This is a genomic window from Acidovorax sp. FG48 (assembly GCF_057809085.1).
Map to the genome: position 1 here is coordinate 37,830 of NZ_JBMDJH010000028.1, position 12,058 is coordinate 49,887.

General features: G+C 65.5%; 9 protein-coding genes. 4 read left to right on the forward strand and 5 right to left on the reverse strand.

Annotated elements, in window-relative coordinates; all coding sequences use genetic code 11:
• Positions 1–5: 5 nt before the first annotated feature.
• Genes ACODSU_RS23775 through ACODSU_RS23785 form a run of 3 tightly spaced genes read right to left on the reverse strand, consistent with a single transcriptional unit; the run spans position 6 to position 2,337 of the window.
• Complete coding sequence (locus ACODSU_RS23775; RefSeq protein ID WP_309822955.1) at positions 6–1,307, reverse strand: TRAP transporter large permease; 1,302 nt, start codon at positions 1,305–1,307, stop codon at positions 6–8.
• Entirely contained in the window at positions 1,307–1,819 is a 513-nt protein-coding gene (locus tag ACODSU_RS23780; RefSeq protein ID WP_488845321.1) for a TRAP transporter small permease, read from the reverse strand. The genes ACODSU_RS23775 and ACODSU_RS23780 overlap by 1 nt, the downstream gene beginning before the upstream one ends.
• A complete protein-coding gene (locus ACODSU_RS23785; protein WP_488845323.1) occupies positions 1,816–2,337 on the reverse strand; it encodes a gluconokinase in 522 nt (173 codons plus the stop codon). Before ACODSU_RS23785 ends, ACODSU_RS23780 begins: the two co-directional genes overlap by 4 nt.
• Before the next feature lie 168 nt (positions 2,338–2,505).
• Here ACODSU_RS23785 and gntR point away from each other — a divergent pair, with 168 nt between their 5' ends.
• Positions 2,506–3,543, forward strand: coding sequence for an HTH-type transcriptional regulator GntR (gene gntR / locus ACODSU_RS23790; RefSeq protein ID WP_295941132.1), 1,038 nt, complete (start codon positions 2,506–2,508; stop codon positions 3,541–3,543).
• A gap of 130 nt (positions 3,544–3,673) precedes the next feature.
• On the opposite strand, the gene ACODSU_RS23795 is transcribed toward gntR, so the two are convergent.
• A complete protein-coding gene (locus ACODSU_RS23795) occupies positions 3,674–5,323 on the reverse strand; it encodes a methyl-accepting chemotaxis protein (RefSeq protein WP_110959901.1) in 1,650 nt (549 codons plus the stop codon).
• Positions 5,324–5,810: 487 nt separating this feature from the next.
• Between ACODSU_RS23795 and ACODSU_RS23800 the strand changes: the two genes are divergently transcribed.
• Positions 5,811–7,025 carry an MFS transporter gene (locus ACODSU_RS23800; protein ID WP_488845326.1) on the forward strand — a complete coding sequence of 405 codons (1,215 nt, stop codon included), beginning with the start codon at positions 5,811–5,813 and terminating at the stop codon, positions 7,023–7,025.
• 113 nt (positions 7,026–7,138) lie between these two features.
• Here ACODSU_RS23800 and ACODSU_RS23805 read toward each other — a convergent pair whose 3' ends face one another.
• Positions 7,139–8,896: a bifunctional protein-serine/threonine kinase/phosphatase gene (locus ACODSU_RS23805; RefSeq protein WP_488845328.1), complete on the reverse strand. Its 1,758-nt coding sequence runs from the start codon at positions 8,894–8,896 to the stop codon at positions 7,139–7,141.
• 333 nt (positions 8,897–9,229) lie between these two features.
• Between ACODSU_RS23805 and nirB the strand changes: the two genes are divergently transcribed.
• Both nirB and ACODSU_RS23815 read left to right on the forward strand, forming a co-directional pair.
• Positions 9,230–11,677 carry a nitrite reductase large subunit NirB gene (gene nirB / locus ACODSU_RS23810; protein ID WP_488845330.1) on the forward strand — a complete coding sequence of 816 codons (2,448 nt, stop codon included), beginning with the start codon at positions 9,230–9,232 and terminating at the stop codon, positions 11,675–11,677.
• Between the two features lie 20 nt (positions 11,678–11,697).
• Positions 11,698–12,058: type IV pili methyl-accepting chemotaxis transducer N-terminal domain-containing protein (locus tag ACODSU_RS23815; protein ID WP_488845332.1), on the forward strand; the 361-nt coding region annotated here is incomplete at its 3' end.

The window sequence follows — 12,058 nt, forward strand, 5'->3', positions numbered from 1 at the left end:
AACGGCTAGCGCAGCCAGACGACGGGCGCAGTCACGATCTGCGGGAAGACCACCAGCAACGCCAGGATCAGCACGTAGGTGATGAGAAACGGGTTCACGCCCTTGATGACGCTGTGCATCGAGATGCGCCCTACCCCGGCGACCACGTTGAGCACGGTGCCGACCGGCGGGGTGATGAGGCCGATGGCGCCGTTGAGCACAAACATCAGGCCGAAATACACCGGGTCGATCCCCGCCTTGACGGCGATGGGCAGCATCACGGGCGCAAAGATCAGGATGGTGGGCGTAAGGTCCAGCGCCGTGCCGATGAGCACCAGCACGATCATCATCACGGCCATCAGCAGGCGCGGGTTCTCCACCAGCGGGCCCAGCCAGTTCGTCAACACATTAGGCAGGTCGGCCAGCGTGATCATGTAGCTGGCCACCTGGGCGCCAGCACACAAAAACATCACGATGGAGGTCGTCTTCGCTGCGCGCACCAGCACGCCGTAGATGTCGGCCAGCTTCATCTCGCGGTGCACGAACAGCGCCACCACCAAGGCGTAGAACGCGGCCACCACGGCGGCTTCGGTGGGGGTGAACACACCGGTCTTCATGCCGCCGATGATGATGAGCGGCATCAGCATGGCCCAGAAGGCGCGCACGGTGGCGCGCAGACGGTCCTTGATGGGCAAGGGCTCGCCCTGGGGAAGGTCCATGCCGCGCAGCACCCAACGCCAGGCAAAGATGAGGCCCACGCCCATCATCAGCCCCGGCACGATGCCCGACACAAACAGCGCCGAGATCGAGGTATTGGTCGTCACGCCATAGATCACGAACGGCATCGACGGCGGGATGATGGGCGCGATGATGCCGCCCGAGGCGATCAGCCCAGCAGACGTATTCATGGGGTAGCCCTGCTGCCGCATCATGGGCAGCAGGATGGTGGCCAGCGCGGCGGTGTCGGCCAGGGCCGAGCCGCTCATGCTGGCCATGAGCACCGCAGCGCCAATGGCCACATAGCCCAGCCCGCCCCGGATGTGCCCCACCCAGGCCTGCGCCATGTCGATGATGCGGCGGCTGATGCCGCCCGAGTTCATCAGCTCACCGGCCAGGATAAAGAAGGGCACGGCCAGCAGCGGAAAGCTGTCCACCCCCGCCACCAGGTTCTGGGCCAGCAACTGGGCGTCCCAAAAATCGAGCACCCATGCCATGCCAGCGCCTGTGAGCACCAGGGCAAGGCCCATGTTCATGCCGGTGCCCATCAGCACCAGCATGCCCAGCGAAAAGACCACAAAGGCCAAGGCTTCAGGCGTCAGTCCGAACATCACTCCACCTCCGCGCCATGGCCCAGGTCCAAGGGCTTGCGTTGAATCAATTCAATGGTCGCCATCACCCCGATGGCCACCGCACACAAAAAGGCCGGCAGTGGCAGCAAGGCCGCCGGGTAGGCCATGACCACCGAGCGGCTGCCCATGCCCACCACCACCTGTTGCCAGGCGCCCCAGGCCAGCATGGCGCAGGCAGCGATCACCAGCAGGCGGATCACGGCGGTCAGCAAACCAAACGCCACGGGGCGCTTGGCCAGCAGGCCCGCGAGGCTGGTGAAGGCCATGTGCTCGCCTGCCGGGTAGGCAGCGGCAGCGCCGATGAACACCATCCAGACGAACAGCAGGCGCGACAGCTCTTCGCTGGCCGCCACGCCGCTGCCAAAGCCGTAGCGCAGCACCACGTTGATGAACACGGCCACAGCCATCACGCCCAGGCAGCTGGCCATGAGCACCTGGGAGATCCGTGCAAAGCGACTCTGCGGCACGGCTTGTTGTGCGGGGGAACTCATGCGGTCTCCTTCGTGACCAGCCAGGCCGAGGCTTGCTGTTGCAGCGTGGGCAGGTCCAGCAATGCATCCAGGCGCAGCACGCCCGCCTCGCCCACTGGGGATTCCAGCGTGGCGAACTGGCTGTCCACCAAGGCGCTGGAGAAAAAGTGGGTGCCCGCACGGGCAGCCACGCGTTGGCCTGCGCTCGCGCGGTCGATCTCCAGAAAGACGAACCGCAGCCCGGGGCAGGCGTTGCGCAAGCGGTCCCGGTAGACCTTCTTGAGCGCCGAGCAGGTCAACACCGCGCCCTGGGGTTGGGCTTGCAACAGTTGCCCCAAGGTGGTCAGCCAGCCTTCCCGGTCTGCATCGGTCAGTGCAATGCCCTGGCGCATCTTTTCGCGGCTCGTGGGGCTGTGGTGGTCGTCCCCTTCGATCAGGGGCAGGCCCTCGGCCTGTGCCAGGGCAGAACCCAGGCTGGACTTGCCGCAGCCCGCCACGCCCATGACGACCACAACAGCGGGTGACGCTTGAAAACTCATATTGGTAGCGCTATCCAAACAATCCATAAAAAAGGCACCCGGTCTGGATGCCGAACAAACTGTGGCAATCTGAGCAACTTGATCCAAAATGGCTGGCGTTGCCTTGCCCAAGAGTTTGGACAGCGCTATCCTAACCAGATCCACCCCCAGCCCCTTGAGGGTTAACCCTTGAACAAACCCGAGACAAAACCCGACGCCAAACGCCGTTCCAGCGGCCGCATCACGCTGAGCGACGTGGCCAAGGCCGCCGAGGTCAGCCCCATCACCGCGTCCCGCGCCTTGCGGGGCGAGCGCGGGGTGGCGCAAGAACTGGTGCAGCGCGTGAAGGCCGCGGCAGAGCAACTGGGCTATGTGCCCGACCCCGCCGCCCGCGCACTGGCATCACAGCGCAGCGTGCAGGTGCCGGTGCTGGTGCCGCTGCTGTCCAACGCGCTGTTTGTGGACGTGCTGGAGGCCGTGCACCGCACCCTGTTCCCGCAGGGCTACCAGGCACTGATCGGCGTGACGCACTACGACCCGCAAGAGGAAGAGCAACTGCTGCGCACCTACCTCGCGCACCGCCCGGCGGGCCTGCTGGTCACCGGCTTTGACCGCACCGAGGCGTCGCGCCACCTGATTGCTGCCAGCGGCGTGCCTTGCGTGCACCTGATGGAAATGACCTCGGCGCCGGGCGTGTTCTGCGTGGGGTTTTCGCAGCAGGACGCGGGTCACAGCATGACGGCCCACCTGCTGGCACGGGGCTACAAAAAAGTCGCCTTTGTGGCCGCCCAGCTGGACCCGCGCACCATGCAGCGCGCCGAGGGCTACCGCCGCTGTCTGCGCGAAGCTGGCCTGTACGACCCCAAGCTGGAACTGCTGAGCCCTCAGCCCTCGTCGATGCGCCTGGGTGGCGAACTGCTGGAAGAGCTGCTGCGCACACGCCCGGGTGTTGATGCCGTGTTCTTCTGCAATGACGACTTGGCCCAGGGTGGCCTGCTAGCAGCGCAGCGCCTGGGTCTTTCGGTGCCCGGCCAAGTGGCGATTGCGGGCTTCAACGACCTGGCAGGCAGCGACCAGATGCTGCCGCCGCTGACCACGGTGCGCACACCCCGTGCTGCCGTGGGCGAGGCCAGCGCGCGCATGCTGCTGGCGCTGATGCGTGGCGAGGTGCCCGAGCACAACTCGGTGAATCTGGGGTTTGAGCTGACAGTGCGCGAGAGCACCTGATGCCTCCTGGTGCGCTGTGCGCCCGCCCCCGGCAACACGCTGACCGAGGCTTGGCGACATCCGTTGCAGGGGGCGCTGAGGCACCGTGCCGGCTCGGGGGCGGCACCGTGCGGCGCGGCTCCGCAGAAACTCAGGCCGCCGCCAGCGCCCGGCTGCTCGACGAGGCCTTCATCTCCTTGCGCAGCGCCACCGCATCGCGCGACTGGGTGGGTGCCGACGCGTCGATGCGGAACACCTGCACCGTCTCGGTCATGGTCTGCGCTTGGCCATTGAGCTGCATGGCCGATGCGGCGTTCTCTTCCACCAGCGCAGCGTTCTGCTGCGTGATGGTATCGAGCTGCGCCACGGCTGAGTTGACCTGCGAGATGCCGCTGAGCTGCTCGTTGGAGGCGCTGTGGATCTCGCCGATCAGCGTGTTGACCCGGCGCACCAGCTCCAGCGACTCGGCCATGGTCTTTTGCGCGGCATCGGTCTTTTCATGGCCTTCGGTGACCTTGGTGGCCGAGTCATCGATGAGCTGGCGGATCTCCTTGGCGGCCGAGAGCGTGCGGTGCGACAGGCTGCGCACCTCCGAGGCCACCACCGCAAAGCCACGCCCCTGGTCGCCAGCGCGGGCCGCCTCCACCGCTGCGTTCAGCGCGAGGATGTTGGTCTGGAAGGCAATGGAGTCGATCAGCTGCGTGATCTCGCTGATGCGGCCGGACGCGGCCTGGATCTGCTTCATGGTGTCGGCCACACCGTCCACCGCGCTGCTGCTGCGCTCGGCGACCTGGGTGGCCTGCGTGGCCAGCACCGAGGCCTGGCGCGCGGATTCTGCGGTCTGCTTGACGGTGCCGGTGATCTCTTCCATCGACGCGGCCGTCTGCTGCAGGTTGCTGGCCTGCGCCTCGGTGCGCGACGACAGGTCCTGGTTGCCCTGGGCGATCTCCCGGGTGGAGACCTGCATATGCTCGCTCTCCTGCCGCGCGTCGCGCACGATGGACAGCAGGTTCACGTTGAGCTGCGCCAGCGCCTTTTGCAGCTGGCCCACGGTGTCACTGCGCGTGGCCGATATCTTCTGGGTAAGGTCACCCGCCGCCATGCGGTTGGCCCACAACAGCATTTGCGACAACGGTGCCACCGTGACCTGGTGCAGGTAGACCGCCATGCCCAGCGCTAACACCACAACCCCGAGCCACGCCGCCCCCGAGGCCAGCGACAGCGTGTGCCCGCCCAGCAAGGCCGCGCACCACGAGGCCACCACCAGCAGCAGGGTGCACGCCATCATCTTGCCCATGGGCCCCAGCGCCAGAGCCCGGCCCACGCGGCCCCAAAGCGTGTCTTTGACCAGCTGACCGGCCGACAGCCGGTGCACCAGCGTACCGGCTTGTTTTTCGGCCTGCATCTGCTTGTACAAGGCATCCGCCGCCTGGATCTGCTCGCGCGTCGCTTCGGTGCGTACCGACATGTAGCCGGTGGGCTGGTCGCCCTGCATGAGTGGAGTGACATTGGCCATCACCCAGTAAAACGTGCCGTCCTTGCGCCGGTTCTTGACGGGTGCCGACCAGGGGATGCCTTTGGCAATGGTCTCCCACATGTCGCGGTAGGCCTCCTCGGGCATGTCGGGGTGTCGCACGATGTTGTGGGGCTGGCCCAGCAACTCTTCCTTCTCATAACCGCTGACCTCGATGAACATCGGGTTGCAGTACAGGATGCGGCCCTTGAGGTCCGTGGTGGACACCAGGGTCTGGCCCTTGGGAAACGCATATTCGTGCTGGCTGACCGGCAGATTGACGCGCATAACAACCTCTTGGAGAGCTACGGTTGCTCTGATTACGAGAGCAGCCCGACAGTGGGAAATGCCGTTTTCATCGTACGCGCAATCGACAGGATTTGAAACAAGTTGTTGGTGCCGCTGCGAATCATTTCCAACTTGGTGCAAAACCCCAACAGAGCGCTCAGAGCTATGCCGCAGCGCACCAATATGGGTACCGAGCAGCCAATGACGGTGCATTTTTGATAGCAGCTTTCGCCTTACCACCCTGGCATTCCCTAATTTTTTCACAAACAGCTGTCTATTCCGGCACTGGCATACCCATTGCTTATCACGGAGCGCGGCCAACGCTGGCCGCGTGTCAGCCCGGTGCAATGGCGGATTGGGCGAACAGGACGTTGGCGTCTTCATGGAGTGCGTTGGGGCTGGTCAGCCCGCGTGGTCCGTGTGGACGCCTTTTTGTTTTCTGGCCGGGCCAAGGGGCAAGCCCCCCCTGCCCTTTGCACTCACACCCATGCATTACTTCAGAGAGTTCCTCAAATCCGGCCACGCCCCCACGCTGTGGGCGTCGTTTCTGTACTTCGGTTTTTCGTGCGCGGTGTGGGTCATCAACGGCGCGATGGCGCCTTTCATCCGCGAGAGCTTCCAGCTCTCCCCCACGCAAATGGGGATGATGCTGTCCATCCCCATTTTTGCGGGCGCGCTGATGCGGTTTCCGCTGGGCATCCTGGCGCAGTACATCGGGCGCAAGCGCGCCACGCTGGTCGAGATGGCCGGCATCTTTGTGGCCATGGGCTATGGCTACCTGTTCGTGCACACCTTCAACGACCTGCTGGCGCTGGGCATTCTGCTGGGCGTAGCGGGGGCGAGCTTTGGCGTGGCGCTGTCGCTGGGATCGGGCTCATTTCCTCCGCGCTTCAAGGGGCTGGCCATGGGCATCGTGGGCGCAGGCAATGTGGGCACGGCGGTGGCCGCCCTGCTGGCGCCCTCTCTGGCGCAGCAATTTGGCTGGCAGGCGGTGTATGGCTTTGCCGCCGTGAGCGTGGCTGTGCCCGCCGTGGTGATGGCGGTGTATGCCAAGGAGCCACCCGACCTCGCTCCCCACGCAACGTTCCGCGAGCACATTGCCTGCCTGTTCGAGAAAGACGGCTGGGCGTTCAGCCTGATCTACGCCGTGACGTTTGGCGGCTTCATCGGCCTGACGGCCTTTTTGCCCAGCTACTTCTACGACCAGTTTGGCGTGAGCAAGGTGCAGGCGGGGCAGCTGACCATGCTGGCGGCCTTTCTGGGTGCGGCACTGCGGGTGATGGGCGGCTGGCTGTCGGACCACTGGGGTGGCGTCAACACGCTCACGGGTGTGCTGGCCGTCACCGCCGTGAGCATGGTGCTGTGTGGCCTGGCCGAGAACTCGCTGCCGGTGACGATGCTGCTGTTTCTGGTGTGTTTTGCCGCACTGGGCGCGGGCAACGGCGCGCTGTTCCAGCTGGTGCCGCTGCGCTGGCCGCTGTCCACGGCGGTGGCGGGCTCGATGATTGGTGAGATCGGCGCGCTCGGCGGCGGCCTCATCCCCAACGGCATGGGCTTTTCACGCCAGTACACAGGCACCTATCTGTGGGGCTTTGTGGGCATTGCGGCGTGTGCCGCTGCCATGCTGGTGCTGCTGCGGGTGATGCAGATCCGCTGGACCCGCACGTGGGCGGAGAAAGGTGGACGCGCGCGCGGCGCGTGAACGGCGTAGCCGTTAGGGCGCGGCAGCACCTTGCCGCATTTCAAGCCAAATAGGCGCCCAGCGGAATTTCCTCATACCTTGATAGCTATATTTCTAATAGCAAATCAATCGCCTCACCTAGGCAAAAACAGCAGCCAGTACACCAGCAACAGGTTCACCAGCACGCTCACCGCCAACGCGATCTTCCACAGCGCCGTTGCGTCGCGTTGCATCAGCGGCTGTGGGCCCGGGGCGGACAAGGGGCGTGACGCACCCCGTTCCAGCGCCAGCAGCAACTCCTCGGCGGTTTCAAAGCGCTGCGTGCGCTGGCGGGCCACGGCCTTCAATGCGATCTGGTCCAGCCAGATGGGCACGCTGGGGTGGTGGCGGCTGGGCGCCACCGGGTCGCGGTGGTAGCGACCCAACTGGTACTGCACTACCTCGCCATAGGGCAGGCGCCCGTGGCTCAGCAGCTGGTACAGCGTGACACCCAGCGCAAACAGGTCGCTGCCCGCATCGGGCAACTGGCCGGCCGGGTCGCCGTTCTTCTCGTAACCGGGCCACTGCTCAGGGTTCATGTAGCTGGGGGTGCCTGCATGCAGGCAGCGCGTGGCCTCGGGCTCGCGGCCCGACAGGGCCACACCCAGGTCCAGCACCCGCAGCACGCCGTCGTCGCCCAGGTGCAGGTTGTCGGGCTTGATGTCGCGGTGCACCACCCCTTGCCGGTGCAGCCATCCCAACACTTGCGCCGCCTGCATCACCACCGACACGACCTGGGGCACACCCAGGTGCTGGCGGGCACGCAGGCGCTGGCCCAGGGTCTGCCCCGCATGCCAGTCATAGAGCAGATAAAACGCACTGGCGCCGGGGCCTGCACCGCCCTGCTCGGCCGGCCAGGTGTTCAGGCGCGCCAGATGCACCGCTGCGTGGCCGGACTGCATGCGCCGGGCCACCCAGGCTTCGTGCGCCAGCGTGGCGCGCTCCTGCGCATCATGCGCGCGGGCGGGGACCAGGGTCTTGAGCGCATACAGCCGCTGGGTGGCCGGGTCGCGCACCTGGTAGATGCGGTGAACGCCGCTATCGGCCACCAGCGCGGTCACCACCAGGCCGTCCACCGGGTCGCCCACCTTGAGCAGTGGCAACACCGGCAACTGCAGGGCACGGCGGGACTCGTCCTGCAAGGTGGCCTCCAGCGCCCCCTGCACCCGCACCACCAGTGCGGTGACGTTGTCGGTGCTGCCCCGGCGCAGGGCTGCGCGCGTGATCTCGTCGCTCAGTGCCTGGGCGCTCGCGTCCGCCCGCAGCAACTGGCGCAGCTCACGCTCCGGCAAGCTGCCGTGCACGCCATCGGACAGCAGCACCAGCAGGTCGCCGCTGTGCAGTTCGCCCTGGCTGTAGTCCACCACCACATGGTCGTCCAGGCCCATGGCGCGGGTGAGCTGGTGCGCAAAGTCGCGCTGCGCCATCACATGGTCGGTCGTCAGCAGTTGCAGCCGGCCGCCCCGCAACAGATAGGCGCGCGTGTCACCCACATGGGCCAGCGTGTACGACTGGCCGCGCAGCACGATGGCGGTGAGCGTGGTCAGGCCCACGGCGGGCTGGCGGCGCCGGTTCATCGACGCGAGCCAGCCGTTGTGCGCGCTCAGGATGCGGTCCAGCGCCACGGTGGTGTCCCAGGTGTCGGGCGTGGCGAAGTAGTCGTTCACCAGCGTGTTCACCGTGGTCTGGGCGGCTTCGCGCCCGTTGCCTCCGGTGCTCACGCCATCGGCAATGGCTGCAATGGCGCCACGTTCGCGGTCGCGCCCCTGCCCTTGCAACAGGGCGGCAAAGTCTTCATTGACTTCGTTACGCCCAGCTTGCGAGGTGTGGCCGATGTCCAGTTCAAAACTCATGCACCAGCTCCATGCAGGTTCCATTCCCAAGCTGGTGCATGCATGCACCGCTGCGCGCAGCCCGGTCCACGGCTACCGCCCCCCAACGCGTGCTGCACAGGGCGGGCCCCTGTGCTGTCACCCCAGATCAGTGCACAAACTCTGGCACGGCCATTGCTTACCCAAAGCAACGGCCCCACGGGGCCACGCAATTCAGCGGTGCAACGGCGCACCAAGGGGTTGTATGGACGAAGGCGTCCCCACATGCGGTTTCGATGAAAGGTCGGAGCTGCATCGTGTGGACGCCTTTTTTGTTTTTGGCATCGCCCAGGCGATGGAACCGACGGAGTCACAATGAAAAAGCTCAAACTGGTGATGGTGGGGAACGGCATGGCCGGTGTGCGCACGCTGGAAGAGCTGCTCAAGATTGCCCCCGATCTGTATGACATCACGGTCTTCGGGGCCGAGCCGCACCCCAACTACAACCGCATTCTGCTGTCACCCGTGCTGGCGGGCGAGCAGACGATTGACGAGATCATCCTCAACGACTGGCAGTGGTACGCCGACAACCACATCACGCTGCACACCGGCTTCACCGTGACCGATGTGGACCGCGTGCGCCGCGTGGTCACCGCCACCAGCAAAGACGGTGATGTGATCACCGCCGAGTACGACCGCCTCATCATGGCCACGGGCTCCAACCCCTTCATCCTGCCCGTGCCCGGCAAAGACCTCCAGGGCGTGCTGGCCTACCGCGACATTGCCGACACACAGGCCATGATCGACGCAACCGCCACGTACAAACACGCCGTCGTCATCGGCGGCGGCCTGCTGGGCCTGGAGGCTGCCAACGGCCTCATGAAGCGCGGCATGACCGTGAGCGTGGTGCACGTGATGCCCTCGCTGATGGAGCGCCAGCTCGATGACGTGGCGGGCAAGATGCTGCAGAAGTCGCTGGAAGACCGTGGCATGCGCTTCTTGATGGGCGCACAGACGCAGGAACTGGTGGGCAACGCCGAAGGCCGCGTGAGCGCCGTCAAGTTCAAGGACGGCACCGAAGTGCTCGCCGACCTGGTGGTGATGGCAGTGGGCATCCGCCCCAACACCGCGCTGGCAGAAAAGATGCGCCTGCACGTGAACCGGGGCATTGTGGTGAGCGACACGCTGCAAACCACCACCGACGCGCGCATCTACGCCGTGGGTGAATGCGCGGCACACCGGGGCATTGCCTATGGTCTGGTAGCCCCGCTGTTCGAGCAGGGCAAGGTGCTGGCCAACCATCTGGCCGAGTTCGGCATCGGGCGCTACCAGGGCTCGCTCACCTCCACCAAGCTCAAGGTGACAGGCATCGACCTTTTTTCAGCGGGCGACTTCCAGGGCGGCGAGAACACCGAAGAGATCGTGATGAGCGACCCCTTTGGCGGCGTGTACAAGAAGCTGGTCATCAAGGACGACAAGCTGGTGGGCGCCTGCCTGTATGGCGACACCGTGGACGGCAGCTGGTACTTCAAGCTGCTGCGCGATGGCCGCAGCGTGAGCGACATCCGCGACAAGCTGATGTTTGGCGAGAGCAACATCGGCGACGTGGGCCACCAGGGCCAAAGCAAGGCATCGGCCATGGCCGACAGCGACGAGGTGTGCGGCTGCAATGGCGTGACCAAGGGCGCCATCTGCAAGGCCATCAAGGACAAGGGCCTGTTCACGCTGGATGAAGTACGCAAGCACACCAAGGCCAGCGCATCGTGCGGCTCGTGCACGGGCTTGGTCGAGCAGATCATCATGTTCACCGCCGGTGGCGACTACAGCGCCACGCCCAAGACCAAGGCCATGTGCGGCTGCACCGACCACGGACACCAGGCGGTGCGCGACGCGATCCGTGCCAACAAGCTGCTGAGCATTGGCGATGTTTTCAAGTTCATGGAATGGAAGACGCCCAACGGCTGCGCCAGCTGCCGCCCTGCCGTCAACTACTACCTCATCAGCACCTGGCCCAAGGACGCCAAGGACGACCCGCAAAGCCGCGCCATCAACGAGCGCAGCCACGCCAACATCCAAAAGGACGGCACCTACAGCGTCATCCCGCGCATGTGGGGCGGAGAGACCACGGCCGACGAGTTGCGCCGCATTGCCGATGCGGTGGACAAGTACAACATCCCCACCGTCAAGGTCACGGGCGGCCAGCGCATTGACCTGCTGGGCGTGAAGAAGGAAGACCTGGTCAACGTGTGGAAGGACATCGGCATGCCCAGCGGCCACGCCTACGCCAAGGCACTGCGCACCGTAAAGACCTGCGTGGGCAGCGAGTGGTGCCGCATGGGCACGCAAGACAGCACACAGATGGGCAAGGACCTGGAGCGCGCCATGTGGCGCATGTACGCCCCGCACAAGGTCAAGTTTGCGGTGAGCGGCTGCCCGCGCAACTGCGCCGAGGCCGGCATCAAGGACGTGGGCATCATCGGCGTGGACAGCGGCTGGGAGATGTACATCGCTGGCAACGGCGGCATCAAGACCGAGGTGGCGCACTTCTTCACCAAGCTGAAAACTGCCGAAGAAGTGCTGGAATACACCGGCGCATTCTGCGAGCTGTACCGCCAGGAAGGCTGGTACCTGGAGCGCACCGTGCACTACGTGAGCCGCGTGGGCCTGGACTATGTGAAAAAGCGCATTCTCGAAGACCACGAAGGCCGCAAGGCGCTGTGGGAGCAGCTGCAGTTTGCGCTGGACGGCGAGCCCGACCCCTGGTTCGAGTTTGACAAGGCCGCCGTGGACACGCGCCAGTTTGCCCCGCTGACCGCCGCCTGAAGCGCCCGGAGCCCCACACCATGCAACGCCGCACCTTGCTGACCGCCGCCGGCTACACCACGGCCTGGAGCACCCTGGGCATCATGTCGCTGGGCACCGCCCAGGCCCAGGTCACGGACCTGAACGACGCCATCAACAAGGCAGGCCGCCAGCGCATGCTGAGCCAGCGCATGGGCAAAGCCTGGCTGGCACTGGCCCACAAGTCCGACACGCCCGCAGCGCGCGCCGTGCTGGACCAGTCGCTGGCGCTGTTCGAGCGGCAGCTGGCCGAACTCAAGGCCTATGCGCCCTCGCCCACCATCCGCGATACCTACACCCAACTGGAATCGGCGTGGGCCAACCACAAGGCCACGCTGCTGGGCACCGCGCCGTCGCGCGACG